The organism is Meiothermus sp. CFH 77666, assembly GCF_017497985.1.
Classification (GTDB): Bacteria; Deinococcota; Deinococci; order Deinococcales; family Thermaceae; genus Meiothermus.
Genome location: NZ_JAGDFV010000036.1, coordinates 1 through 25,760 on the forward strand (window position 1 = coordinate 1; position 25,760 = coordinate 25,760).

The 25,760-nt window shown below is 64.5% G+C and carries 27 protein-coding genes and 1 pseudogene; 16 read left to right on the top strand and 12 right to left on the bottom strand.

The window, feature by feature from the left end:
• The 7 genes and pseudogenes from J3L12_RS14585 to J3L12_RS14615 form a co-directional block, all read right to left on the bottom strand.
• A pseudogene (locus tag J3L12_RS14585) lies at positions 1-255 on the bottom strand (hypothetical protein); the annotation flags it as partial.
• 151 nt (positions 256-406) lie between these two features.
• Positions 407-1,543 carry an alpha-D-ribose 1-methylphosphonate 5-triphosphate diphosphatase gene (locus J3L12_RS14590; RefSeq protein ID WP_208015786.1) on the bottom strand — a complete coding sequence of 379 codons (1,137 nt, stop codon included), beginning with the start codon at positions 1,541-1,543 and terminating at the stop codon, positions 407-409.
• A 14-nt stretch (positions 1,544-1,557) separates the two neighbouring features.
• Positions 1,558-2,268: an ATP-binding cassette domain-containing protein gene (locus tag J3L12_RS14595; protein WP_208015787.1), complete on the bottom strand. Its 711-nt coding sequence runs from the start codon at positions 2,266-2,268 to the stop codon at positions 1,558-1,560.
• A 9-nt stretch (positions 2,269-2,277) separates the two neighbouring features.
• Entirely contained in the window at positions 2,278-2,886 is a 609-nt protein-coding gene (locus tag J3L12_RS14600; RefSeq protein WP_208015788.1) for a DapH/DapD/GlmU-related protein, read from the bottom strand.
• Between the two features lies 1 nt (position 2,887).
• Complete coding sequence (locus J3L12_RS14605; protein WP_208015789.1) at positions 2,888-3,715, bottom strand: ATP-binding cassette domain-containing protein; 828 nt, start codon at positions 3,713-3,715, stop codon at positions 2,888-2,890.
• Entirely contained in the window at positions 3,699-4,679 is a 981-nt protein-coding gene (locus J3L12_RS14610; RefSeq protein WP_208015790.1) for an alpha-D-ribose 1-methylphosphonate 5-phosphate C-P-lyase PhnJ, read from the bottom strand. The genes J3L12_RS14605 and J3L12_RS14610 overlap by 17 nt, the downstream gene beginning before the upstream one ends.
• Positions 4,676-5,542, bottom strand: coding sequence for a carbon-phosphorus lyase complex subunit PhnI (locus J3L12_RS14615; protein ID WP_208015791.1), 867 nt, complete (start codon positions 5,540-5,542; stop codon positions 4,676-4,678). Before J3L12_RS14615 ends, J3L12_RS14610 begins: the two co-directional genes overlap by 4 nt.
• A gap of 80 nt (positions 5,543-5,622) precedes the next feature.
• Here J3L12_RS14615 and J3L12_RS14620 point away from each other — a divergent pair, with 80 nt between their 5' ends.
• The 5 genes from J3L12_RS14620 to J3L12_RS14640 all read left to right on the top strand — a co-directional run bounded on the left by J3L12_RS14620 (position 5,623) and on the right by J3L12_RS14640 (position 9,687).
• Positions 5,623-6,447, top strand: a complete 825-nt coding sequence (locus J3L12_RS14620) for a sugar phosphate isomerase/epimerase family protein (protein ID WP_208015792.1) — start codon at positions 5,623-5,625, stop codon at positions 6,445-6,447.
• 48 nt (positions 6,448-6,495) lie between these two features.
• Positions 6,496-6,741 carry an AbrB/MazE/SpoVT family DNA-binding domain-containing protein gene (locus J3L12_RS14625; RefSeq protein WP_208015793.1) on the top strand — a complete coding sequence of 82 codons (246 nt, stop codon included), beginning with the start codon at positions 6,496-6,498 and terminating at the stop codon, positions 6,739-6,741.
• Positions 6,741-7,187 carry a PIN domain-containing protein gene (locus J3L12_RS14630; RefSeq protein WP_208015794.1) on the top strand — a complete coding sequence of 149 codons (447 nt, stop codon included), beginning with the start codon at positions 6,741-6,743 and terminating at the stop codon, positions 7,185-7,187. The genes J3L12_RS14625 and J3L12_RS14630 overlap by 1 nt, the downstream gene beginning before the upstream one ends.
• Positions 7,188-7,640: 453 nt before the next feature.
• Entirely contained in the window at positions 7,641-8,918 is a 1,278-nt protein-coding gene (locus J3L12_RS14635) for a hypothetical protein (protein ID WP_208015795.1), read from the top strand.
• Positions 8,919-9,027: 109 nt separating this feature from the next.
• Entirely contained in the window at positions 9,028-9,687 is a 660-nt protein-coding gene (locus J3L12_RS14640) for a hypothetical protein (RefSeq protein ID WP_208015796.1), read from the top strand.
• Positions 9,688-9,785: 98 nt separating this feature from the next.
• Here J3L12_RS14640 and J3L12_RS14645 read toward each other — a convergent pair whose 3' ends face one another.
• From J3L12_RS14645 to J3L12_RS14660, 4 genes are all read right to left on the bottom strand, one after another.
• Positions 9,786-10,091 (bottom strand): transposase, encoded by a 306-nt coding sequence (locus J3L12_RS14645; RefSeq protein WP_208015797.1) that lies wholly within the window; start codon positions 10,089-10,091, stop codon positions 9,786-9,788.
• A 498-nt stretch (positions 10,092-10,589) separates the two neighbouring features.
• A complete protein-coding gene (locus J3L12_RS14650) occupies positions 10,590-11,294 on the bottom strand; it encodes a hypothetical protein (protein WP_208015798.1) in 705 nt (234 codons plus the stop codon).
• Positions 11,288-11,605 carry a hypothetical protein gene (locus J3L12_RS14655; protein ID WP_243455281.1) on the bottom strand — a complete coding sequence of 106 codons (318 nt, stop codon included), beginning with the start codon at positions 11,603-11,605 and terminating at the stop codon, positions 11,288-11,290. Before J3L12_RS14655 ends, J3L12_RS14650 begins: the two co-directional genes overlap by 7 nt.
• A gap of 798 nt (positions 11,606-12,403) precedes the next feature.
• Positions 12,404-13,243, bottom strand: a complete 840-nt coding sequence (locus J3L12_RS14660; protein WP_208015799.1) for a DUF1385 domain-containing protein — start codon at positions 13,241-13,243, stop codon at positions 12,404-12,406.
• A 98-nt stretch (positions 13,244-13,341) separates the two neighbouring features.
• Here J3L12_RS14660 and J3L12_RS14665 point away from each other — a divergent pair, with 98 nt between their 5' ends.
• The 11 genes from J3L12_RS14665 (at position 13,342) to J3L12_RS14715 (ending at position 25,378) form a co-directional block, all read left to right on the top strand.
• Positions 13,342-16,995: a carboxypeptidase-like regulatory domain-containing protein gene (locus J3L12_RS14665; protein WP_208015800.1), complete on the top strand. Its 3,654-nt coding sequence runs from the start codon at positions 13,342-13,344 to the stop codon at positions 16,993-16,995.
• Between the two features lie 28 nt (positions 16,996-17,023).
• Entirely contained in the window at positions 17,024-17,563 is a 540-nt protein-coding gene (locus tag J3L12_RS14670) for a hypothetical protein (RefSeq protein ID WP_208015801.1), read from the top strand.
• A 9-nt stretch (positions 17,564-17,572) separates the two neighbouring features.
• The gene (locus J3L12_RS14675; RefSeq protein WP_208015802.1) at positions 17,573-19,555 is read left to right on the top strand and encodes a hypothetical protein; all 1,983 of its coding nucleotides are present in this window, start codon (positions 17,573-17,575) and stop codon (positions 19,553-19,555) included.
• On the top strand, positions 19,552-21,063 hold the full coding sequence (locus tag J3L12_RS14680; protein WP_208015803.1) for a hypothetical protein: 1,512 nt from the start codon (positions 19,552-19,554) through the stop codon (positions 21,061-21,063). Before J3L12_RS14675 ends, J3L12_RS14680 begins: the two co-directional genes overlap by 4 nt.
• A 2-nt stretch (positions 21,064-21,065) precedes the next feature.
• Positions 21,066-22,196, top strand: a complete 1,131-nt coding sequence (locus tag J3L12_RS14685) for a T-complex 10 C-terminal domain-containing protein (RefSeq protein ID WP_208015804.1) — start codon at positions 21,066-21,068, stop codon at positions 22,194-22,196.
• Between the two features lie 50 nt (positions 22,197-22,246).
• The gene (locus tag J3L12_RS14690; RefSeq protein ID WP_208015805.1) at positions 22,247-23,323 is read left to right on the top strand and encodes a hypothetical protein; all 1,077 of its coding nucleotides are present in this window, start codon (positions 22,247-22,249) and stop codon (positions 23,321-23,323) included.
• Between the two features lie 3 nt (positions 23,324-23,326).
• Positions 23,327-23,818, top strand: a complete 492-nt coding sequence (locus J3L12_RS14695) for a hypothetical protein (protein WP_208015806.1) — start codon at positions 23,327-23,329, stop codon at positions 23,816-23,818.
• A 9-nt stretch (positions 23,819-23,827) separates the two neighbouring features.
• Positions 23,828-24,376, top strand: coding sequence for a hypothetical protein (locus J3L12_RS14700; protein WP_208015807.1), 549 nt, complete (start codon positions 23,828-23,830; stop codon positions 24,374-24,376).
• A gap of 161 nt (positions 24,377-24,537) precedes the next feature.
• Positions 24,538-24,708 (top strand): hypothetical protein, encoded by a 171-nt coding sequence (locus J3L12_RS14705; protein ID WP_208015808.1) that lies wholly within the window; start codon positions 24,538-24,540, stop codon positions 24,706-24,708.
• Positions 24,705-24,965 carry a type II toxin-antitoxin system Phd/YefM family antitoxin gene (locus J3L12_RS14710; RefSeq protein ID WP_208015809.1) on the top strand — a complete coding sequence of 87 codons (261 nt, stop codon included), beginning with the start codon at positions 24,705-24,707 and terminating at the stop codon, positions 24,963-24,965. The genes J3L12_RS14705 and J3L12_RS14710 overlap by 4 nt, the downstream gene beginning before the upstream one ends.
• Positions 24,962-25,378: a type II toxin-antitoxin system VapC family toxin gene (locus tag J3L12_RS14715; protein ID WP_208015810.1), complete on the top strand. Its 417-nt coding sequence runs from the start codon at positions 24,962-24,964 to the stop codon at positions 25,376-25,378. Before J3L12_RS14710 ends, J3L12_RS14715 begins: the two co-directional genes overlap by 4 nt.
• Positions 25,379-25,541: 163 nt before the next feature.
• On the opposite strand, the gene J3L12_RS14720 is transcribed toward J3L12_RS14715, so the two are convergent.
• On the bottom strand, positions 25,542-25,760 hold a 219-nt coding region (locus J3L12_RS14720; RefSeq protein ID WP_208015811.1), incomplete at its 5' end, for a hypothetical protein.

The following is a 25,760-nucleotide window of genomic DNA, read 5'->3' on the forward strand; positions in this document are numbered from 1 at the left end:
GTCGGTATGGCTATGACCGTCCTTATCCAGCACCCTCCACACCAGGGGCAGGGTCAACCCCTGGTACACCACCCCCAGCATCATCACATTCAACTGCTGTCTGCCAAACGCCCACTCGGTACGATCCGGCGCCACTATCCAACCCCTCTCGTCGGCTTCGAACAGGCTCAGCACCCACTTGGCCAGCTTCAACTGGCACAGCTCAAAGCCCTGCTGGGGTCGTATCAGTTCAACCAATCGTTTATGCTCTTCCATGGGCCACCTCCTGGCGGGGGCTGGCCCTTATTCTTAGCCGTTTTCAAAGTTTTGTCGTGTACTAAGCCGCGTGTCAATGTTCTGTTCAGGACAAAGCCTTCCTGAAAGCGGATGGCTCAAAACCCGTGAAGAGCGCTCTAACGAGGAGTGGTCAACCCAAGGTTCCATCACTGTAAACGGCCTGCCCCGCCACGAAGGTGGCCCGCACCCGTGGGCAGGGCCCTTCCTCGACCAGCACCAGGTCGGCCCGCAGCCCCTCAACCAGGCGCCCGCGGTCTCCCAGACCGCACATCCAGGCGATGTTCTGGGTGGCTAAGGCCACGGCCTGAGGCAGTGACAGCACCCCCTCGCGCTCCAGCTTGAACACGCTCTGCAGCAGCGAGGCCGGGTGGTAGTCGGAGGCCAGGCCATCCACTACCCCGGCCTGGATGCCCTCGAGGGCGCTCAGGTTGCCCGAATGGGAGCTGCCCCGGTAGGCGTTGGGGGCCCCCATCACCACCCCCATGCCGCGACGTTTAGCCTCCTGGGCGGCCTCCAGCGTGACCGGGAACTCGGAGATGCTAGCCCCCAGGCTGCCCATCAGATCCACCTTTTCCCGGGTGTCGTCGTCGTGGGAGGCCAGCGCGATGCCTTTGGTTAGGGCCACCCAAGCCACCTCGCGGGCGATGTGCCAGGCCCTGGGGGCCTCCAGCAGGTGCTGGGCACGCGCCCGGATCTGGGCCTCGCTCTCGTCGTAGCCGCGCATCCACTTGCTGTAATACTCCACGTAGTGCTCGAGGTCGCGGAACTGCCCCTGGCCGGGGGAGTGGTCCATCAGCGAGACCAGGTGGATCTCGTCGTTGGCCACCCCTTCCTGCAGGATGGGGGCCGAGCGCGGGGTGGTCACCTCGAAGCGAGCATGCACCTTGAGGTCGCACAGCAGACGCTCCCGGTAGCAGTGGATGCTCTGGATGATCTCCAGGCCCTCCTGGGGGTCGCGGGAGCCCCAGCCCTCGATGAAGGAGATGGAGGCATAGGCGGTGGTGATGCCGCTCCCCACCAGGCGCTTGTCCAGCTCGTAGAGGGCCAGCTCGATGGGGAAGCGGCTGCCGGGGTGAGGCTGCAGCTCGCGCTCGAGCATGTCCCCATGCATGTCAATCAGGCCGGGAATGGCGGTAAGCCCCCGTCCGTCCAGGGCGTTCGGTGCGTCCCCCTCGACGATTGCGCTAATGCGGCCATCCTCCAGGCAAATAGAGCCCCTGGGCAGGGTTTCTTGGGGCAGCACCAGCTTGAGGTTCTTGATCCACATAAGCACGAAAGGGCTCAGGCTACCGGCTGGGGCTCGGGGGCCAAGAAGGGAGCTACCGGCGGTATTTCCAGGGTCTGATCCACCAGCGCCTCGACCTCCTCGGGGTGATGGAAGATCCCCAGAATCCCGACCCCCTGCTGCTTCAGTTCGGCCAGACGGGCCACCAGAGCCTGACGGGCCGCCGTATCGAGCGAGGCGGTGGGCTCGTCCAGCAGAAGCAGGCGGCTAGAGCGGATCAGGGCGCGGGCCAGGTTCACCTTCTGCTGCTCGCCGCCTGAGAAGGTGCTGGGGAAGGCGGCCCAGAGCGCTTCCTTGAGGCCCAGGGCCTCGAGCCAGCCCGCCGCCTGGCGCTCAGCTTCCTGCTGCGGGGTGCCCAGGTGCAGCAGCGGCTCTGCGACCAGCTCGAGGGCGCTCACCCGCGGCCTGGGTCGCAGGAACTGCGAAACATACCCAATCTCGCTCTTGCGCAGCAGGGTGATGTCCTCGTCGGCGGCCCGCACCAGGTCGAGGGGGCCCTGACTGGAAGCATACAGGGCCCGCCCGGCGGTGGGCCGGTAGCTTCGGTACAGGCAGCGCAGCAGGGTGGACTTGCCTGCCCCGTTGGGCCCGGATACCAGGATGAACTGGCCCGGCTGTAAGGAGAAAGAGAGGCCCTCGAAGGCCACCACCTCGCGTTTCAGGGCGTGGATCTGGAAGCGCTTGGCGAGGTTCTCCACCGTGAGCATAAAGGCCTCCTAGGGCGCATATTTCTCCAGGAAGGCCTCCACGCTGCCGCGAAAGTCCGGTAGCCGCTCCTTGAGCAGGGCGTGGGGCCAGTCCCACCAGGCTGTAGCTTCCAGCCTTTCGATAATGCCAGGGTCAAATCGGCGGCGCAGGGGGCGGGCTGGCACGCCCACCACGATGGTGAAAGGCTCCACATCCCTGGTGACCACCGCCCCGGTGCCGATGACTGCCCCATTGCCAACCTTCACCCCCGGCATCACCGAGGCCCCATGCCCGATCCAGACGTCGTGCCCAATGACCACCCGCTGCGTTCTTCGCCACTCGAAGATGGCCGGGTCGTCCTTTCCCAGGCCGTACAGGGCGGAGCGGTAGGTGAAGTGGTGCAGCGAGGGGCGCTCCATGGGGTGGTTGGTGGGGTGGATGCGCACGAAGCTGGCGAGGTTGGCAAACTTGCCGATCTCGGCATAGGCTGCCTGGCCGAAGGGCATCAGGTAGCTGTAGTCGCCGAGGGTGGTTTCGAGCATCACCACTCCCTCGGACACCTCGGTCCAGGCCCCCAGGCGGCAGTCGGTCAGGCGGGCGGTGGGATGGATGGTGGGGGTTTCGGAGAGCCTTCGCATATCAGAGCTTGGCGTGCACGAGCTCCTGGGTGTAGGGGTGCTGGGGGTCTTCCAGCACCTGGTCGGTGAGCCCCTGCTCAACCACCCGGCCCGCCCGCATCACCAGCACCCGGTCGGCCAGGGTGCGGATCACCCCCAGGTCGTGCGAGACGATCAGCATGGTGATGCTGCGTGCCCGCTGCAGGCGTTTCAGGGTATCGAGCACCAGGGCCTGCACCGAGACGTCCAGCCCGGTGGTGGGCTCGTCCAAAAGCAGCAGGGCAGGCTCCAGGGCCAGGGCCTTGGCGAGCTGCACCCGCTGCTGCATGCCCCCCGAGAGCCGGATAGGGGCCTCGTCCATGCGCTCGAGCGGGAACTCCGAGGCCGCCAGCGCCCCCCGTGCCGCCCGCCGCAGCCGCCCGAAGCGCCGCTCGCCCGCCAGCACCAGCCGCTCTGCCACGTTGCCGGAGGCGGTGTGCTTCATGCGCAGGCCCAGGTGGGGGTTCTGGTAGACGATGCCGATGTGCTGAACCCGCACCTGCCGGGCCTGGTAGCGGTTCAGCGCAAAGAGGTTCTGGCCGCTGTACCCGGGGATCGCCAGCGCATAGTAGCCCCGGTCGGCGGGCTCCTGTAGGTTCAGGAGGCGCAGCAAGGTGGACTTGCCGGAGCCCGACTCCCCCACGATGCCCAGCACCTCGCCGGGGTAGGCCGCCAGCGAGACATCGGCCAGGGCCGTGACCGGGCCATACGACCTGTGCAGGCCCTGCGCCTGCAGCAAGGGCCTCTGGCGCAGGAGGCGGGGGGGCTCGAGGGGGGGAGGAGCTTCGGTGGGTTCAGGAGGATGGGCCATCGGGGATCCCCTGGAGGAGGCGCTCGAGGCGCTCGGCTGGGGTGCGGGGGGCCAGGTAGCCGGGGTGGTAGAAGAGGCCCTCCTCGTCGTAGTAGGTGGGCTGGGTGGGCAGCCCTGCAGCCCGTTTGCGAGCATAGTCGCGGTCGGAGAGCTCGTAGCGGCTGCCGCCGTCGGCCTGTGGCAGCTCGGTCATGAACTTGTGGCGCAGGCCGGTCTGCCAGTCGGCCCAGTCCCGCTGATCCTCGACGTCGAAGGGCACGTCGCTGAACTCCACTGGGCGCACCTCGGTGAAGGGTGGCACCGCGTAGAGCCGCTTCTCACTGCCCGCCGAGAGCAGGGTCAGGTGCTGGGCCTGGTGCAGCTTGGGGTTGTCCCAGCGGGGGATGGGGGAGGGGGCCATCAGGTAGCGACCGTGAACCATCACCGGGTAGTCGGCCCCGTGGGTGGGGGTGCGGCAGCGCACCAGGTCTTCGTACAGGCCCAGCCAGACCTGAGCGTACTCGGCGTCGGCGTGCAGTTCGCGCGCCCTGGCGAAGCTGGGCTCCACCCGGGCCAGAGGCTCGGGGTAGGGTACCTGCAGCACCTGGATCTGCTCAGGATTCAGCCTCTCCTCGGGAATGCGGTGGCGGCTCTGGATCAGGGTGGCCCGGGCGGTGTCGGTGGTGGTCTCTACCCCGGCCATACGGGCGATAAAGCGCCGCAGGTTGGCGGCGTTGACCGACTGGTCATCCCCCTGGTCGATCACCTTGGCCACATCCGCAGGCCCCACCAGGGCGAGCGTCACCTGCAGGCCCCCGGTGCCCCAGCCGCGGGCCAGGGGCACCTCGCGGCTGGCATAGGGCACCTGGTAGCCGGGGATGGCCACCGCCTTGAGCAGCTTGCGGCGCAGCTCGCGCTTGGCGAAGGCGTCCAGGAAGGCGTAGGCGTAGTCCTGGCGGGGGTGGGTGAGCGCGCTGAGCCTCATTCCGCCACCTCCGCAGGCTGGGGGGAATCGTCGCCCACCGCCACCTGGGCCCGGGCCTTGCGCAGGGCGTCGAGGTCGGAGCCAAAGGTCACGTAGTGGGGCAGCTTGTAGTGGATGCAGAAGCCGCTGGCCTCCACCGGCTCGGTGTGCGAGAGCACGAACTCCTCGGTGTGGGCGGGGTGCGGCTCGGGCAGGTCCATGGCGGCATCCAGCATGGCAGCGGCGATCAGCTTGACCTCGTTCCAGCCCAGCGAGGCGGCAAAGCCGAGCTCGAGGGCCGGTTTGCCGTCGGGCCCGGGTCGGAACTTGGTCAGCACCTCGGCCTGGGCGTAGCGCACCCGGCCCGCGCTGAAGACTGCGCCGGTCGCCGGGTGCTGGAGCCTTACCTCGGCGTAGGCCAGGCGCACCTCGTTCACGGTGGGGTGGATGGCCTCGTAGCCGCGCATGTTGGCATAGCCCAGGGCCAGCACCCCGTCGGTATCGGCCCGGCTCAGGGCCTGGAGCCTCTGGGCCCGGGGGGCTGGGAAGAGGAGCGGCTCGCGGGTCAGGTCGGGGATCGCCGGGCCGGGGGTGGGGTCTTTGGGCCGGAGGGCCATCAGCCCGTTCTGGCGGTGCCAGTCGGCCACAAAGGGCACCTGCTGCGGCGCAAAATTGGAGGCGGGTTCAGGGTCGGCGGGCTCTGCATCGCCCTGGAGCCCCTCCAGCCGCAGGAGACGGTGGCTGTAGTCCAGGGTCGGGCCCAGGATCTGCCCGCCGGGGATGTTCTTGAAGGCTGCCGAGATGCGTCGTACCGTGAAGAGCGCCTCGGGCTCGATGGGCAGGGTTTTGGTGGCATACGCTGCGAGTGCAAAGAATATAGTCACAAATACTAGGTATCGTAAAATTTTTCACTAATAGTCTCCTCGTTGATGCTCATCTGACCAGTGCCCAATACCGTGCCCCCATGAGCTCGAACACCCTGCCCGTGCTGGGCATGGCCTTACCCCTCGAACTGCTGCCCACCTACCGCACCTGGCTACTCGAGCAGGGGGGACGCGACCTCGAGATCCAGGACGCCACCCGCCCAGAGGTGCTCGACGGCGACTGGCAGCCCCTGGTGGCCAGGGCCCGCGAAGCGCTGGACGGCTTCACCGGCAGAATCGGCATCCATGGCCCTTACGACGGCCTCTGGATGGCCTCCTCCGACCCCTTCGTACGACGCATGATCGCTGAAAGATACAAAAGGGCCCTGGAGTTCGCCGCCGAGCTCGGGGCCACCCACATGGTGATCCACAGCCCCTTCCTCTTTTTCGGCCATCCTCAGATGGCCCACGCCCCGAGCAATGGCCTGCAGCGCGAGCTCGAGTTCGTGCACGATACCCTGGAGACCGTCCTGCCCCTGGCACGCAACCTGGGGCTTACCCTGGTTATCGAGAACATTCGCGATACCAACCCTAACGCCCTCCTGGCCCTGGTGCGCTCCTTCAACTCGGAGCATGTTCGTCTGAGCCTGGACGTGGGCCATGCCTACCTGATGCAACAGATCGGGGGGCCATCGCCTGACCAGTGGGTGCAGGAGGCCGGGAACCTGCTGGGACACCTGCACCTGCAGGACAACGACGGCCTCCTGGACCGGCACTGGCCGCCCGGCGAAGGTCGCCTCCACTGGAGGGCGCTCTTCCAGGCCCTGAGCAAAGTCGAGAGCCGGCCCCGGCTGATCCTCGAGGTGCGTCACGAGCGGCTCGCGCAGGCGGCAAGCTGGCTGGTGGAGCAGGGTCTGGCGGTCTGAGATTTTGGCGCTTTGTATGTAATTTTGATTTTCTGCTATGCTGAAAATATGAAAACTATTTCACAGGTCTCACCTAGGGGCCAGGTCACTCTGCCCGCCTCTGTACGCAAGGCGTTGGGTCTCAAACCCGGGGATATTCTCCTGGTGGAGGTGGAGGAGGGCCGGGTGGTTTTAGAGCCAGCGCGGGTACTTCCGCTGGAGGTCTACACCGAGGAACGTATTGAGGAGTTCAACCAGGCCGCACAGGCAAGCGAGCAGGAGCTAGCTGAATTTCGTCGAGCCTGGGGTCTCTAGTGCGGGTTTTTCTGGATGCGAACGTGCTGTTTTCTGCAGCCCTGGGGGGTGAGATATTCCGCCTGATCTGGATGCTGGCTGAACAGGGAAAGTTCCAACTGCTCACAAGTCCATTTTGTTGGCTCGAGGCGGAGTTTAACATTGAGCGCAAACGCCCAAAGGCCACCCCTCACCTGATGCAACTTATGCGCTGGGTGCGACTGGTTCCGGAACACCAAGAAGTTGACTATCTGGCTCAAGAGCCCTTGAGACAGCTTGTTAGCTCCCTTCCCGAAAAAGACCGTCCCGTACTCGTGGCGGCTTTGAAGGCCCAGGCCCAGGTGCTACTTACAGGGGATCTACGTCACTTTGATTCCCTGATGGGACGAACAGATCTACCCCTACTGGTGTTGAGCCCCAGGGATTTTATCGTGCGGATCAGACCTCCGGAGGGGGAACCCTTTTAAGTTGCGCCTTTATAAGGATTAGAGATGAATCCAGACCGTGCCAGAAAATCATGCTCTGTCAGAGCGCAAGAAGACGAGCGATGCCACTTAGGTTCTATAGCTCTTTTGCAGGGGGTCGTTGAGCTATGAACCGTCCATAACCATCTTGACCATCTCCATCCTCCCACAGTTTGGGCATCAGCGCATTCCACTTCACAATCGCGGTGACAGGCTTTTATCGTTTTCCCCTTTCCCTCTCCCCTTGCGGGAGAGGGTGGCGACAGCGCCGGCTGGTTTGGTGCTCCTTTTGCCAAATAAAACAAATCGGGCGGTAACCGCTGTCGCCGGGTGAGGGGTTGAAATGACAATGCCCAGGCAAATGATAAGAGCCTGTCGCGGTGATCAATGAACTGTGAAATCATCGTTTCTTGGCTACCCTGGTCACTGAATGGAGTGAAGAACATACTTTGGATCTTGCTGCTTCTTGTGCTCCTGGCTGCTTGCAGCCAGCCCGCCCCCGTCGTCAACGTCGCGCCGCCCCAGGTCAACCTGCCCGCCCCGAACTCCCTCAACATCGTCTCGGGCAACAACCAGGTGGCCTCGAGCGGCCAGAACTTCCCCGCCCCCCTCGTTGTCAAGGTCGTCAACGCCGAAGGTAATGGGGTCGCCGGAGTCCGGCTCAACGTGACCGCCGACACCCGCCTCTGTGTGCCCTCGGCCACCTCGCTCACCACCAACGCCCAGGGCGAGGCCAGCTTCACCCTGGCCGCCCAGGCTGCCACCAACGTCTCGTGCAGCACCACCGTGGCCCTGGAGGGCAGCCCACCCAGCTCCCGCACCGGTGTCACCTTCACCGGCTTCATCCGGCCTGCCCAGCGGGTCCTCCAGATTCCCAACACCCTCAACCTACCCCAGATCGCTGTGAGCGTTCAGGATGGAGCCAACTCCGTCATCACGCTGAGCGGTTTCCAAAACCTGCCCGCCCTGGACGCCGACCACGTTTACGCCATCTATAGCTTCCGCCGTGAGCTTTCCAATACTGCGGTAAACTGCGTGCGGTTCATTGGGACGCTGGATGCCACCGACCTGACCAACGGTAGCAAGACCATCACGCTGCTCCCCGTCAACATGGGTGCGGCCTGCGGGGGCACCACCGGCTCGATCAACGCCATGAGCCACAACGCCCTCAGCCTGAGCCTCCAGCCCCTGATCCCCGCCGCCACCGGCCTCACCGCCCTCCCCAACCCCTTCCTGGTGGCCACCTACACCACCCCCGCGCCCAACGCCAGCACTACTGCCACCGCACAGTCCACCACCTACGGCCTCTTTAACCTGACCCCCTTCCAGGTGCCCGCTGAGGCCACCGGCACCATCGTGATGGAGAGCCCGTTCCTCAGCTACAACCACGCCAACAGCCGGGCGGTCATCACCCTGCGGGGCCTCGAGCCCGCCCCGCCCAGCCACTTCTACACCGTCTACCGCCAGAACGAGGCGGGCACCATCTTCCGCCTGGGCACCGTGAACATCACCGGGCGGACGGTATCGGCAAGCCTCACGGCCAGCCTGCCCACCCCTGCCAACAACACCCCGCCCGCTACCAGCCTGGTGGATCAGAAGGGGGAGTTCCACCGCATCTTCGTGACCCTGGAGCCGGTGGCCCAGACCGAGGGCGACTTCGCCAGCCTCAACCCCGGTCCGCTGGTGGTGCTGGACACCGCCACGCCGGGGGTGTGGCAGTTCCGGGTTCGCTAGGGCGGCCTGTGGGGCCCTGGAGATGCGGTCTCCAGGGCTCTTTCCCTGGCCGTTCTCATAATTGCCGAGAGGTATATAAACTTTCGCTATAGTAGAAGTCATGGCAGGTATGACCATCGAAGCGTGCTACAGCCTCCAGGCAGGCTGGGTTAAGCACGACTACGACCTGGAGCAAGCCTTCCCCCTCCAGAGCTGGCAGGGCATCCCGGAGACTTTGGAGGAGTGGCTTGAGGACTACCGCAAGGGCAAGGTGCATCCGGGCACAAACGAAATCTTCCGCATCCTGAACCTGGTCGACCTCCGGCAGATCCCCCTGCGGGGCCGGTACAACCGGCGGGTGCGCCTGCTCTACCTGACCAGCGGCCACCTGGCGGTTCTGGTGGCTGAGCGCATCGGGGCCTGGGGGTTCAGCCCGCTATGGCAGGGGGTGTTTGATACCAGCGGCCAGCCGGTGCCCCGGCACCGCTTCTGGGAGGAGTACGAACTCCGGGCCATCCTGCCCCACCTGCCCGAGCAGGCCGAGGCCGTGCTGTACCTGCCCGGCCTGTACGCTGCCATCCGCTGGCTGGACGGGGAGCCCAGCGGCCTGGAGGAATGGGTGCAGCCCGTACCCGGCCCGGAGCACCGGGCCCTCCTCGAGCCCGCAGTACGCCGCGCCACCGACTGCTGGGAAGGCGCGCTGCTCCTGTGGGTGGAAGGGCAGCAGGTACATAGCAAGACGATGGTCGAAACCGACGATTCCAAGCAACCCCCACGACACCGGGCCTGAACCTGGAGGAGGCACGAAGCGGTCAGCTTATGCTGGAAGTCGTTCCTTTGGTTGGCGACCTTCTGGTGCAGTCGGGCTATCTTCCGCCTGGTGCGCCGCTAGTTGGAGTCGAAGCGCTTACGGCGGGAAAGTTCTCGTTGCAGGCCCTTGAGCCTGGCGCTGGCCTGCTTGAGAAAGCGGGGGTTTTCCACCGGCGGCGTTCTATCGCTCAGAGTCGCTACAGCCTCCACCCCCAGGTCTATGCCTATGGAGTCGTTGCCCGCTGTGCGAATGGGCTGGCAGCGAACGGTAATGGTGGCGTACCAGCCGTGCGCCGTGCGGGTCAGCATCATCTGGCGGGGCTCGCCCCACTGACGGGGTTTGCCCCTGACCTTGATGGCCCCCAGGTTGGAGAGGTGCTGCACCCCGTGGTTTGCCGTTCGGCCCCCGCTCGAACTTCCACCCGGCCTGGTCGGGGTAGCTGAAACCCACGAAGCGCTTGGGGCTTTTGTAGCGGGGAAAGCCGGGTTTTTTCCCCACCCGAACCCGGCGGTAGAAAGCCTGAAAGGCCCGGTCTACCCGCCGAACGGTCTCTTGCAGGGCGTGGCTGCCCAGGGGGATGTACTCCGGCATCTCCGCCTTGAGCCTGGGCAGTTCGTTCTGTTGGTCGTAGTAGCCCAGGCTCTTTCCTTTGGCCCAGGCTCGGCGGCGCTGTTCGATGCAGGCGTTGTACAGCTGGCAGTGCAGGCGCTTCCACCGTTCCAGGGTCTCAAGCTGAGCTTGGTTCGGGTAGAGCTTATAGAGCACCTGGCGTACGGATGCCCGTCCGTCCCGATAGGGAATCTACCCCCAAGCTGGGTACGCTCTCACCAACCCTTTCGGTTTGGTGAGGGCTAGAATCCGAATCTCACAGATAATGCCTGTCAATCCGTCTGACCGATATGTTTATGAATTCTGCCCGGCTCGAGTTCGCCCAGGAGGGTGGCCAGCATAAGAATGCTGAAGGGATCAATGGTGCCCCACTTCCGCTGAATCTGCTCGAAGGAGTTTTCCGGGAGCGAGATGGCGAAGTTGGGGGTAATCAATGAAGTCGCACCATCGTAGTGGAGCAGAATTACCTTCTGCTCCCGGTCGTAGTTGCGCACCGGCGGATCGTTGAGCAGCATCCGGGGCAGAATGGTATGGCTGACGCCGGGATGGTTCGCCGCGTAGTTGGCGGGGCTTTCGCTCATGATGGAGTACCATTGCCGGAGGTGGCGGAGCTGGAGCAGTTTATTGCGCCGCTCGTAGCGCTCAGGCACCACCCGGGCAATCATGGGGTGCCGTGAGCCCATCTCCTGGTAGTTGTCCAGGATGCTCCAGTAGCGATCCTCCGTTATCATCCAGTATTTTTGCCCTCGCACCGTCTTCCAGGCCAGCCCGTAGGACTTGCAGAGGTAGTCGGGCTGTTTGCGGTGGTTGGGGAGGGCTTGCCAGATCAGATACCCCCGCGGCTTGGCATGGAAGTATTTGAGCACCGTTTCGATGCTGGGACTGTCTTCCGTTGCTTCTTCCCTCACCCGCAGTTGCGGCAGCAGCCGGATTAACTCTTCTTCGCTGCTGCCGTAGTGAGGGAGTGTGATTACCATAGGCCGAGGCGGTGCTTGACGATCCGGAGAGGCAGCATGTCCTCGTAGCGATCCACTTTATCCATCACTTTTTCTATATCCTCGCGGGAAGCGATCAGGCCTTCCTGGAGCAAGGCGTGCTTGATCGGGCCAGGTCCCCATTCGGGATGCTTCTGCTGGATTTCCCGTACCTTGCGCCGCAGGGCCCGGCTCTCGGCGGTCAGGATGATGGAAGGGTATTTCTCAATCAGAGGAAGATCCTTGATCGGGACGTATTTCTTCTCCAGGCCGTACAGCTTGTAGAGTTCGTCTTTTGGGGCTTTTCTTCGCATATGTGCCTCCTCATTTCCCTTTCGGGGTTTACCTCGCTAAGGTGATAGCAGAATCCTTGTAGATCATGAAAGCCATGGGCCGCCCATTCGGTTCTTGGTTCTTTATGATACCAGAGCTATGAATCAAACACATTCTGATTATAACATATAGTACACTGTCGTAATGATGTCCATACACTTTCACAGGCTTTTATCGTTTTCCCCTTTCCCTCTCCCCTTGCGGGAGAGGGTGGCGACAGCGCCGGCCAGTTTGGTGCTCCTTTTGCCAAATAAAACAAATCGGGCGGTAACCGATGTCGACAGGTGAGGGGTTGAAGCGACGATGCTCAGGCAAATGATAAGAGCCTGGAGACCGACCTCTACCTCACCAGTCTGTCGCCAGAGCAGGCCAATGCCGCTACCCTGGCCCGCCTCAGCCGGGGCCACTGGGCCATCGAGAACCGGCTGCACCACAAGCGGGATGTGGCGCTTGGAGAGGATGCCTGTGGCTCTGGCTGCCCTGCGCAACCTGCTCCTGGGCTTCCTTCATCAAAAGGGCGCCCCTGTGTTGCGCAACCTCCGTCGCTTCGTCGTCAATCCTATGCCCCTGTATCGGTGGTTATCGGGGTAGGGATGTATATGATAAGAGCCTGGCTCAACGGCCGCTTGACTCTGGCAACAGCAGGTGCTACATTCAAGATAGGCCGCTGGAAGTAGCAGCTCGTTGCCTGGACTCCAGGTGACCTCCTATCCTGCATAACGCACCCTGTTCAGGGTGCGTTGGCGGTTCATTGAGACGCCAGCATCAACACGCTCCGATCAACTTGCGGTTTCTGCCTGCATTTTTCCGACTTGGGGATAGCAGGCCCGCAGCGCCTCCCAGGCCGCTACCGCCGCCTCGCGGTGCCGGGCCTCGGTGGGCGCGGTGGTGAAGCCCTGTCCCCACTCACCGACCCGCATCCACAGCCGGGCCCAGGCCCGACGATCCCCCTCCTTAGAGGCGATTGCCGCTCCGAACAGGGCCAGGAAAACCAGGGGCCAGGCCAGGAGATGCCCCCACCAGGGCAAAAACGGCCCCACGAATGCCAGGGGGAGCAGCGGCATCATCGCGGTGGTGCCGCAGAGGGGATGAAACACCGTCTGCCGCGCAAGGCTCTCCTGGGAAGGGGTTTCCCCCAGGCCCACCGCGTGGAGCAGCTGGTGCTCCGCCCCGTGGTACCGGCGCATCTCCTGGAGGTGGTAGCGCAGACCGGGGATGAGCAGAACGGCGAGGGCAGCCAGGGCCAGGAAGCTCAGGTAAAACAGCTTCCAGAAGTCCGGGTCGTTAAGGATGGCGATCATGCTCACCAAAGCGCCGGTTGCGAATCCAACCAGCATGATCTTTCGATCTTCCTTATTGGGTACTCCCACCAACCGGCTGAGCAGCATCATGCTCCACTCGACAAACATCCACAGCAAGCCCCCCACCACCCCAACCCGGCGCATCAGTGCTGGGTTGAGGGGACGGCTGATGCTATGAAGCTGTCCTTCCTTGTCATGATAGCCCACCCCCACCCCGTGGGTGCTCATGAACAGCATCCCGTTGGGGAGGGCCATCCCCCCTATCAAGCCTTCGGTCTGGCTGGTCAGATTGTTCATGTATTGGTCGTCCAAAGTCATAATCCCATGGTAGCGGACGCATACTCAGCAGCAGCGAAAATCTGCACAGCTTCGGCAGCGCAGGCGGGGAGTGGGAGCTTGCCCCGGGCCGCTACGGGGTGCAGCCCATCTCGTACACCCAGGACGATATCCGCTACGAGGCCAACCTGATCGGAGCCGATGTAAACCCCGGCCAGACCGTGACGGTGAGCCTCGAGTACATCCCCACCACCTCGGTGCTGAACTACGTTGTAAGCGGCCTGCCTGCCAGCACCCTGGCCGCTGCCACCCTGCGCGGGCCGGGCGGCTTCGAGCAGGGCCTGTCCAGCAGCCGCAAGCTGACCGGCCTGACCCCGGGGGCCTATACCTTCACCGCCGAGGAGGTGGAGGCCGGGGGCTATGTCTATGCCCCCACCCAGCCCAGCCGCAACCTCTCGCTCATCGCCGGACAGCAGCACAGCCTGGCCCTGGAGTACGTGCGCCAGCAGGGCCGGGTCAACCTCAACCTGAGCGGCCTGCCCTCCGGTGCCAGCGCCCCCAGCATCCGCCTGCGCCGGGGCGGTCTGAGCTACCCGCTCAACCCGGGGCTGAACAACGACCTCCCCACCGGCTCCTACAGCGTCGAGGCCCCCTCGGTCACGGTGGACGGCTTCACCTACCTGGCCGAGCTGAGCCCCGGCAGCTTCAGCCTGGCCCACAACCAGACCCAGAACCTATCCATCAACTACGTGCGCCAGTCCGGCACCCTCAACCTGACCCTGGTGGGCCTGCCGAGCGGTGCCATGCGGCTGGAAGGCCCCACCACGGGGAACCTCGAGGCCGGAGGCAGCTACGTCCTGTTGCCGGGGAGCTACACCCTGACCGCCTCCAACGTGGAGCGGGACGGCTTCCGTTTCGTGCCTACAGTGGAAAACGGGAGCTTCAGCCTGGGGGTGGGCGCTACCCACAACGCTACCGTGCGCTACCTGGCCGCCACCGCCCGCTTGCAGGTCAGCGTAACCGGAGTGAGCGGCACCACCCCCATCACGGTGAGCGGCCCCAGCAGCCGTACCCTGGAGGGAAGCGCCACCCTGGACTTCCTCGAGCCCGGCCTCTACACCATCACCCCCAGCCCGGTCACCCGCAACGAGAGCACCCCCTACGGCACCGGGCGCTACACCTACCGGGCCAGCGCCGCCAGCGCCAACCTGACCCCGGGCCAGACCGTCAGCACCACCCTGACCTACCAGCGCCAGCAGGGCAACCTGGTGGTTAACGTGAGCGGCCTGCCCTCCGGCTCGGCAGCCAGCCTGCGCCTGGAGGGCAACGGGATCGACCACACCTTTGCCGGGGGCAGCCTGACCGGCCTGCCTACCGGAAGCTACACCCTGACCCCCGCGCCGGTGCGGATAGGGGGCTTTACCTACCGGGCCACCGCCCAGGGGTTCACCCTGGCCCACAACGAGAACCAGGCCATCGAGGTGGCCTACGCCCCCGCCTCGGGCGCGGTGCGGATCGTCCTGAGCGGCCCCGGTGGGATGCCTGCCCCCAGCGCCCGGCTCTTCCAGGGCGGCACCCTGATCGGAACCTACCCCAGCGGCACCGTGGTGGAAGACCTGCTCCCGGGCCGCTACCGGGTGGAGCCGGTGACCCAGCGCGACGAGGCCGGGTTCGACTACACCGCCCCCGCCCAGGAGGTGGACGTGGCCGCCGGGCAGGTTGCCGAGGCGAGCGCCACCTACACCAAGCAGTCGGGCTTCATCCAGCTCAGCGTGAGCGGGGCCCCAACCGGCTACACCCTGAGCCTGACCGGCACCCGCAACTACAACCTGAGCAGCCCCGGCACCTATGAGGTGGTGAGCGGCAGCTACAACGCCAGCGCGGCCAACCTCAACCACGGCGGCTTTGTCTACCGGGCCACCGTAACCCCCGCCAGCCTCTCGGTAGGCCCCGGCCAGACCGTACCTATAAACCTGACCTACACCCAGGTCTCGGGCAGCTTCCGCTTCACCCTGAGCGGCCTGCCCACCGCCTCCACCCAGGCCCTGGTGAGCCTGCTCGGGCCCACCAACTACAGCGCCAACCTGCGCAACGGAGTGACCACCACCCCCGACCTGCTGCCCGGCAACTACACCCTGAACACCCCCGATGTGGCCGCCAACGGCTATACCTACCGGGCCAGCGGGAACGCGGGCAGCTACAACCTGACCGAGGGCAGCACCATCCCGGTCAGCCTGAGCTATGCCCCCATCACGGGCCGGGTGCAGGTTAACGTCTCGGGCCACCCCTCGGGCTCCAGCCCGGTGCTGCGGATCGTGCAGGGGGGTACCACCCGCCACACCTTCAACGGCACCGCCAGCTATGAGCTGCCTCCGGGCTCCTACACCCTGCAAGCCGACAACCTCTCCTTTGGCGGCTATACCTATGTGCCCAGCGGCCAGGGCAGCTTCACCGTGACCGCCGGGCAGACCGTCACCATGAACGTGACCTACAGCGCCACCACCGGACGCTTGCGGGTCATCACCAGCGGCCTGCCCTGGGCCCCCAACTACGGCGTGAGCGGGCCGCAGGGCCTGACCGTGAGCCAGGCCGACCAGACCTTCGACAACGTAGCCCCCGGCGTCTACAGCGCCAGCCCGCCCACCCAGGACTGGAATGTAGGCGGCGGGGTGTTCTACCGCTACATCAGCGGGCGCAACCTGGTGGGGGTGGGGGAGCTGTGGGGCGTGACCCAGACCGGCATCGACAGCTATATCCTGGGCCAGCGCGACGGCTATCCGGGCGGCTGGACCCCGGTACCGCCCAACCAGCTGATTGGGGTATACGCCTGCATCAACAACCAGTCCCAGTACCCGGCCCAGGTCGGCTTCCTGGAGGCCCAGTTCAGCGGCGAAACCCTTATCGAAGGAACCCGGAGCTGGCTGGCCTCGGGCTGGCAGCGCCAGCAGTGGATCATGCCGGGCCAGAACGGCTGCATCAACACCGTGCTGCGCACCAGCAACCGCAGCAGTCTCCGCATCCGGCCTTATATCCAGATTGACGACAGCCCCGCCTGGTCGGGGGTGGGTGGTACCGCCACCTTTACCCAGGTGCGGGTGGCCCCGGTGGGCATGGCCGGTCAGGCCACCGTGACCCCGGGCCAGACGGCGGTGCTCTACGTCCACTACGCAAGCACCGCCTCGCTGCGGCTCAACATCACCCGTACCTCCAACAACGCCCCCATCAGCGTCCGTTTCAACGGCGCGAGCTACACCGCACCGGGCACCTATATCATCAACTTCCTCTGGCCGGACTATCACGGCCTGGCCAAGGACACCACCTACAACTACGGGATCGCCTTCATCCCCAGCGGCCCCGACCCGGTGCTGCTGGGACGTAGCAGCGAACTCACAGATGCCACCGTGACCTACACGCCCGAGAACCGGGCCGCCCTCAACCTCCAGATCATCAAGGCCTACTCCGGCACCGACAGCCGCTTCATCAACAGCACCCCCAACCCCCTGACCCTCCTGCAAAACGGCGGGGGATACCAGACGGTGGGGGTGGGCAGCCACAGCATCATGCTCTGGCCCGCCAACACCTACAGCCTTAACCAGGGGGTGGGGTATGAGTACGAGTTTGCCAGTAGTTGTGGATGGTTCGGTTGCCATGAACGCCTCTACTGGCGGCTGGACAGTATTACCGGTCTACCGCTGGTGCCCTGGGCCGGGGAGGTCTACAACGCCCAGGCGGTCTGGCGTGGCAAGCGCTGCTACCAGAGTGGTCTGAGCTGGGTTTGCCAGGTCTTCTATTAACGACTAACGACACGGACACGGAGGAACCATGCGAGCGGAGAACCACAAAGAGCGGATGCTAGACGAGACCACCGGCCTCTCCTACGTGGAGGTAAACGGGGTGCCGGAGGTGGCCCTGGTGGACTACGAGCGCAAGCGGTTGTCGGGGCACATCACCGTCCTGGCCCAGGGGGAGGAGGCCCCCCGGCTCTACGAGACCCTGGGGTTGGAGGAGGCCCGTCGCCTGGCCGGGCAGATGCGGGGCGAGTTCGAGCAGACTGCCTACTTCAGCCCGGCGGAGATCGAGTCCCTCCGCACGGAGGTCAACGAAACCGCGAAAAGCCTGCTTAACGACGGCTGGAACGGCTACGGCTGGGAGACGCCCCGGCTGGACGCCTTCCTCAATCAGAAAGACGGAGCCTACCTGACCCCCCAGGAAGCCCGTGAGATTCTCAAGGAGCTGGGCGAGAACGACAACCGGTTACGCCTGGAAGGCTGGAATGGCTGGGGTGGCGAGATGCCCGGGCTGACCTCGGCGCTCCAGCGGGCCAGCAGAGAACGCGCTGCCGAACAGGATGTGGATTTCTGAGGTGGGACTATGAGCGAGCCCTTTGTACCCTACTACGCCGAAGCCCGGAAAGCCTATGATGCTCTATTTGACCACGTGTGGTCGCAGATCGAGCACCCCGAGCGCAAAGAAGCAGTGCAGGACTTTGCCCGGAGCCTGGACAACAGCGATGGTCAGATCTGGTTCAGCAACCGCCAGAATACCCTGGACTTCCTGAAGGAGCTGGAACAGCAGGCCGGGCAGCCGCTGCTCCTGCGGTATGCGGTGGAGGAATACACCTACAGCGATTACAGCCATCTGTTGCCCGAAACTACCCAGGCCGCCCTGCGGGATTTGCAGGAAAAGCTACCCGGGTATGACCCGATGAACCTCAAGGTGGTCTTCGATGAGGATGCCCTCAAGGATGCGCTGGTACACAAACCCAAAGCGGTGGATCCCGAGCTGGCCGAGCGTGCGGCCAGAGCCCTGGCCGAGGAAGGCGTAGACCTTAACGCGCACAACGCTTACGATCCTCGCTTTGGCGATCTGAGATACGTCAGGGCCACGCTGGAACAACGTCACGAACCCAGCCATGCGTGGGACGCATCGAGAGCTGAAAGCAGCCGCCAGGAGCGGGCCTTCCACGAACTGCCCGAGGTACGCAAGTACGCCGATATACAGGACATCGAGGCCCTGTACCGGATGGGGGTAGAGAAAGACCCTGGGGTACTGCTCTCCTGGGAAGTAAAAATGGCCCGTGACGGCGATAACTACGACCCCGCCAACCCCCCGCGCCTGGCCCACGACCTGCCCCTGCGCGAGGTCAGCGACAGGCTGATCAACGCGGCCCATGAGGTGGCCAGCCACTATCGCCACATGTGGAGCTGGGACGAGATGGTGGAGGGGCTGCGTGAGGCCAAGGCCAAGGACTGGGGCCTTACGCAGTATAAGCTATATGCGGTAGACCACCTCTACTACGGCAACCGTGACCGGAATCAGTACACCGGAGCCCTGGGTCCAGGGGAGCTGCCTCATTTTCGCAAGGAGGCTGACGGCTCCATCCACTACAGCCACATCACCGGTAGCGGACGGATGCACGTGGACATCGCTGACCGCGAGGGCGGGCTGGAGTACACCCTGGAGGTGCACTGGCCCAGAGAGGGGGCAGTCTTGCGACTGGAGCCGGTAGGGGAGGGCCATACCGTCCGCGTGCTGGTACCCGAGGCTGTCCACGAGCGCCACGTCAACGCAATGCGCGAGCTGGTGGAGGCCGCCCCCAGCCTGGAAGGCCGGGAACAGGTGCTGGAGCAGCTGGATCGGATCGCCCACCTGGGCCGGGTCAACGACTTCCTTAAGGATGAGCGAACCATTCCCGAGCTGGAAAACCTCCCGGTGGATCTGCGGGAGACCTACCGTAGCCTGTTGAAGCAGGAGGGGGGGCTGAGTGTAAGCCTGCAAGTGGGGGCAAATGAGGACTACGTAGTTATCGTCAGGAGTCAGTACCTGGGCAACGATCTCTACCCCGCCTTCCAGAACAGCATTGCCATCGGACGGGATCATGCTATCTTGGAAAGCTACTGGGGCAGTGATAGCTACTGGGATCGCTGGAACATCGAGGGCGATCGGATTATTTACACCGGTACGGCGCCCGATGGCGATAGCCGCATGATGCCCGGTTGGGCAATGGAGAGCGCCCCCGGTTCCGAGGCCCGTCTGGAGGCCCAGACCGACCGGCTGGTAGAACGGCTGGAGCCCTTCCTGGATGAGAAACTCAAGGATCAGTACGACCTCAAAGCCACCATCCGGGGGCTCCTTGAGGACTCCTCTGAGGTGCGGGTCTACGAGAAGCACAACGGGGTGGAGCTGACCTTTGTGGGGGAAGGGGAGGACAGGTGCGTGAGTGCCACAGCAGAGTGGGGCGGAAACTACCTCACCTTCGAGGAAGGCTACAAGTGGATCACCCCCGAACACGAGTCCTGGGTGAAGCCGGGCCCCGGCTGGCAGCGGGAGCGGGAGTCGGAGATCGAGGTATGAGATCGCACGGCATAACCCTGGTCGAACTCCTCCTGGCCGCAGCCCTGGCCGGGCTGCTGCTGGTGGGGGCGGTGCGCCTGGCGGTGGCCTCCTCCGATCAGCAGCAAGCGGTCTTGCAGGGCACCAACCTGCAAGCCGAGCTGCGCCGCGCCAGCGGGGTGGCCCAGCAGGTGGTGAGCGAGCGCCCCTTCCTGCTCCCTTTGCGGGGCAGCACAGCGGGCTTTGAGTTCCTGCAAGGCCTGCCCGAGAGCCGCTTCCGCGTTCTGGGGGTGAGCGCCTCGGGCCTCACGGTGCGCTTCGCCAACCAGGGTTATGACCCCCGCAACCTGCGCCGGGCCCTGGTGGTGGATGCGGGCGGCAACGGCTATGTTTACACCCTGACCCGCGTCAGCGTCCTGGATGCCGCCACCGGCACCTACGCCCTGGAAGGCACCGCCTGCACCGTCCCGAGCGGCCAGGGCCTGCGGGGGGTGGGGGCGGTGCTGAGCCGCATCGGGAGCGGGGCCGCCCTCAACACCTTCGCCGGGAGCGGCAGCCTGGAAGGCAACCGGCTTTTCTTCCAGGAGGAAAACCGCACCCCCGAGCTTTTGATGAGCATTGCCGCCCCCCAGATCCGCTACATCTACCGGGCGGCGAGCGGCCAGGTGCTTTACCAGGACACCCCGGCCCTGTTTCAGCAGACGGGGGGCCAGCGCTATGACCTGGCCGGGCTGGCCCTGGGCTTCGAGGGCCGGGACGGCCAGGGGGTCAAGGAGGCCCGCCGCACCCTGGACAGCGACCTCTTATTCCAGGCCGACAACGGGCTGGGCCTGCGCCGCCTGGATTGCAGCCCGGCCCCCGAGCCCCCGCCCATCGCGGCGGGCGACTGGCGGGTGGAGGTAGCGGGCCTCGACCCCGGGGTGAGCGCCCAGGTGCTCCTGAGCGGGCCGGGCGGCTACAGCCGCACCCTGACCGCCAGCACCACCCTCTCGGGCCTGCGCCAGGGCACCTACGCCGTGGCGGCCCAGAGCGTGGTCAACCCCGGCCTGCCCATCGTGCGCTACCGGCCCACCACCCCTCCCGAGGGCGGCAACCTGGCGGTGGAGGTGGGCGGGGCCACCCGACCGGTGACCCAGGTGAGCTATACCCGGATTCCGGGCCGGTTGCGGGTGCGGATCGAGGGAGTGCCTGCCGGGACGCAAGCGACGATGCAGGCCAGTGGTACCTACCAGACCACCGCCTTCTCGCTGGGCAACGGGGAGCATAGCCTAGAGGTGCAGCCCGGACAGTACACCATCACCTTTCCTTCCATCCCCGATGCCCGGGGGGAATGGGTGCCGGATCGCAGCGGTATTGCGGTGGGCGTGCCCAGCGAAGGGGAGGGGGATGTGGGAATAGTGCGTTACCGCTTGGAGGCTGCGGCATCCAGCTTGCTTTTAGAAATTACCTATAGCGGAGATACCAACGGCCTGACCCCGGAATCCAGGGTCTGCGTGCGCCGGGAAGGCGAACCTGAATGTTGGAGGTAAGTATGTGGCGAACTTTATTGCTTTTGCTGGTGCTACTGGGGAGCGCGCTCGCGGCTTCCGAAAAAAAGCTGTTGCAGGAAGCCTGTGAGCGCCAGGGCCTCAAGATGGGGCGGGAGGACTTTACCACCTTCGGAAAATTCAACCTGCAAAACCTCTGTCCAGATTCCTGGTTGGCCGAGGCAGAGGCCGTGCTGATCGTGCGCAACGGGCGGGGGACGGAGGGGATGATCCAGGGATCCGATGGCAGAACCTACCACCACGTGGTGAAGCCAGAGAACGACGATCTGGAAGTGCACTACCGTTTCACTCCCCTCACCTTCCCCCCCACCCCCGACGGGCCCGACCCGGTGGAGGGGGCCATCAACAGCCTGAACGGCTCGGTGGGTATGGCTGGGTGTGAGTACATGGCCTCGACCTGCCTGACGGTGGCGGGACTGGCGCTGGCTGGTGGAGCCGGTACTGTGGGTGTGGCTGCTACCCTTGCCGGGGCGGTGCTGGCCAGTCCTGTCGGGGTGATTATGGCCGTGGGCATCGTAATGGCAGCTGCGGGCCTGCTGCTGGCCGGACTGCTGGGGGCCCCGGCGATGAGCGAGCTGGCCAAGGTGCTGGGAACCCCGTTAACCATTGATAACCCGGATGGCAGCACGACCACCTACGAGCCGGACGGCGATAAGGTGACGGTCAGGCCGGATGGTAGCAGTACGCACGAGTTTGCCAATGGAAGCAAGCTCGATCAAACCAAGGAGGGAGGCTGGCAGTATACCTGGCCCGATGGAACCAAAGAAAAGAGGCTCACGGACGGTACGGTTATCCTTGAGTACCCGGACGGCACCGTCGATGTGATTCCCGGCTCGGGCAGCGGCTCCGGTGGCAGCGGTTCAGGCTCGGGTAGCGGCTCGGGCGACCCTGGCTCGGGCAGCGGCTCCGGTGGCAGCGGTTCAGGCTCGGGCAGCGGCTCCGGTGGCAGCGGTTCAGGCTCGGGCAGCGGCTCCGGTGGCAGCGGTTCAGGCTCGGGTAGCGGCTCGGGCGACCCTGGCTCGGGCAGCGGCTCCGGTGGCAGCGGTTCAGGCTCGGGTAGCGGCAGCGAACCTACCAATCCCGGGGAACCCGCACCCTCTCCCTGGGATCCCTAGCCTTCTCATAATCCCCGAAAGGGGACCAGAGGTTCGCTACAATGAGAACCATGACACGGTATCTCACACTGCTCTTTTTGCTTGCGCCTGCCCTGCTGGCCTGTGACCAGCTCAACCGCCAAAGCCCCCCGGTGGTGCCGCCCCCGGCGGTGGAACCCCCGCCCGCCGGGTTCGGGATGCTCTTCGGCAAGGAAAGCCCCCTCTACAACCCCAGGTATGACTGCCTTGAGGGGAATGGGGATAACATCCTGTTCCATCAAACCGGGGTGGAGCCGGGCTACTACGCCTACTCCATCGGGGAGATGGAGAATAGATCGAGCAACGTTCTTCTTATTAATTACGAGCATACTGGCGAGGGTTGGATCTCGATTGACTGCGCTAGCCTCAAGCCCAACACCAGCGCCTACTACTACTTCAAACGCACCCCCGACCCCGCCGAGGACTGGTTCGTGGTCAAACGCAATATCGAGGGCACCCCCCAGCCGGACGGAACCTACCGGATTGACTTCGGCCCGGCCACCTTCTACCGGGTGCCCACCAGCGAGGCCCCGCTGTACTTCACAGATCGGCTGGACGAAAAGGGGAAGCCTAGGCTAAACAGAAAGCGCACCGGCCCCCTGGCCCTGGTGCATGGCCCCTACTGCTTGCAAGAGGGGGCCCGGTGGTTCCTGGCCGTACCCGACAACGTAAGTAACCCCCATACTGCCCGGCGGCTGCCCTCGCCCCCCAACCCCCCGGCAGGCCATGTGCTCGCAAAAAGCACGGGGTTTGGCCTGCTGGGTTTTGTGGATGGACGATATATTCACTCGGCTGGCGGTTTTTCCGGCGGCAATGTGGTCTTCGGCCTGTTCCCCCGGGAACAGCCCTACGAGATAGTCTACCTCCAGACCACAGACGACACGGGCAGCGGCTACGGTGGTCCCCAGTCCTACATCACCTGGGGCCTGGTACAGGTGCGCCAGGGGGAAGACGGCAGGCTCGTATGCAATACGGTGGACTGGCAGTGGGTGGAGATGCCTTACGTTCCGAGGAAAGATCTCCCCAATGGCCTCTACCTCAAAAGCGAAGAGTACCGCCGCTACGACCCCTTTTCCTGGGAGAACGGCATCCCCCCCTGGCAGAGGTGAACCGTGGTTGTGCGTCAGCCTGAGCCCCTCCGCCATCTTCTCCTGACCCTGCTCTACCTGCTGGTCGGGGCGCTGACGCTGGGCCTGCTCAGCCCGGCGGTGATGGCCGGGCTGCTCGGGCGCTTCCGGCTGTCTTCGGTGGGGCTCAGTCTGCTGTTTGCCCTGCCCTTCTGGGCCGTAGCAATCTGGAAGCCTTTCCTGGTTACCGGCCTCCTGTGGCTGGCGGCGCTGGTGGTGGCCCACGCCTGGCTGGGCGACTTCAAGCCCTGGGCCTGGGTTGCCGGTCTGGCTTTCAGCCTGAGCCACCTGCTGCTATGGACGGGGCTGCTCCTGGGTTTTCTGCTTCTTACCCCCTTCAAAGACCCCATCACCCCCTGGCTGACCGGGGGCTTCCTGCTGGCGGCGGTTTTCCTGGTGGAAGGCTCCATGCGAATCATGCGGAGGTACCATGCCCTATGTTCGAGCCCCCTCCGGGCTTCCAGGATGGGGTTGTGAAAGGTGCGTATGAACCTGAACCTTAACCCCGTTACCCTCTGGCAGAAGCTCAAGGACCTCAGTTTCGATTTTGGGGGTGTGCTCCTGATAGGGGGCGCGTTGCTGGCGGCGTTTTTGCTTCTTTTTAACGGAACACCCCGCGTGTATGCTCCCCCGATCCAGGAGATCACCCTCTGGGAGTACGAGGAGGCCTCCGGCAAGCTCGTCTTTGCCACCCGGCCCGAGGCTTTGGGCATGGAAGTCCAGAACTTCATTCAGACCCATGATGGGCAGCTCATCCCCTGGTGGGGTCAGAGCAGCGACGGCAGGCCCAGCGAGGTTCCCGCCGACACCCTTCCTCGGGAAGGGGGCCTGATCGTGCAGTACGCCTGCTCCTACACCCGCCCGCCCTACCGGGGATACGGCATGGTTGACAAGTGCTTTGTCTGGAAAGTCCCCTTTGCCTGGATAGGCGAAACCAACCCGCGCCTGGAGATCCCCTCCGGTCCGGTGACCTCGCGCTTCATAAGCAACATTCAGAAACTCAAGCCCCATGAGTACCCCACCCTCCTCCAATGACCCCCTGCACCTGGCCGTGCTGCTGCGCTGCTACGCTGCCAGCCCGGTAGCGTTCCGGCAAGGCCGGTGCATCAGGGGCATCAGGGGATCAACTGGGAACTGTGGCTGTACCGGGTGCTGGGCCTGGCCACGCTGGGCTGGCTCTTGTGGAGGTGGTTGGCTTGAGACAAAAAGGATACGCCCTGCTGATGGTGCTGGGCATGGCTTTGACGGTGGGCGCGGCTTTGATGGCGGTGCGGATGGCCCAGGAGACCGACCTCTCCCAGGCTCCGAGGGTGCCCCAGGTGCTTGGCTTGCTCAAACTAGCTAGTCAGGCTAGACTGTTTTTGTGAAACACGTCTGGCAACTTCAGGAAGCCAAAGCCCGGTTTTCCGAGGTGGTGGAGCGGGCGCTGGGGGGTGAGCCGCAGACCGTGACCCGGCGGGGTCGGCCTGCGGTGGTGGTGCTGGACTGGGTTACCTACACCCAGCTTCGTGGCCAGGATTTCTCCCTTCTTGAGGCGCTGTGCCCCTCAGAACCCCTCTCCGACGAGGAAACTGAGGCCCTGGCCAACCGGCCAGAAACGGGCTACCGGGAGGTCAGCTTTTGAGCTACCTGCTGGACACCAACGTGGTCTCCGAGGCCGCCAAACGACAGCCCAACCCCAGGGTCATGGTCTGGCTAAAAAAGCTTTCCGTGCGGGAAGCTTACCTTTCCGTCCTGACCCTGGGCGAACTCGTGCAGGGGGCCGTTCGTGCTCCAGAGCCGCGCCGAGCTGTCCTGGAAAGCTGGATCGAAGACCTCAAACGGCGCTTCGACGGCCAAATTCTGCCCCTGGACATCGAAGTGATGGAGGCCTGGGGCGCTCTTACGGGTGGGGCCATGAACGAAGGCCGCCCTCTCTCTCCGCTGGATGCCCTGCTGGCCGCTACTGCCCTGTGCCATGGGCTCATCCTGGTCACCCGCAACACCACCCACTTCAGGGGCTTGCCTATCCGATTGCTGAACCCCTGGGAGGGCTAAGATATTACGATAGAGTCATCACGAGTATTTTATCGTGAATACCATCACATAGACATCCCAGCCTAAGTATCTCCAGTATAAGATTCCTTCGTGTGCTACTTGATCTGAACCCCGAGATGTGAAAAAGAGGGGGTGCTATGCACTCAGATCGCGAGCACCCCCTTTACTGGCCCACCTCGCGGTGCGTCTTTCCGGGGGAGAAGGCCTTCTCCAGGTGGTGGATCTGAAGCCCCTCCCCCTGGCCCAGGGTCACCACATCCATAGCCTGGATCTCCCTGAAGCCGCCGTGGGGGTGGGCCCTTTGGGGGCCTTCGGCGGGTACGTACTGATGCCGGTGATGAACGAGCGGGGTCTCTTCTTCCGCTATGCCCTCCTTCCCGGG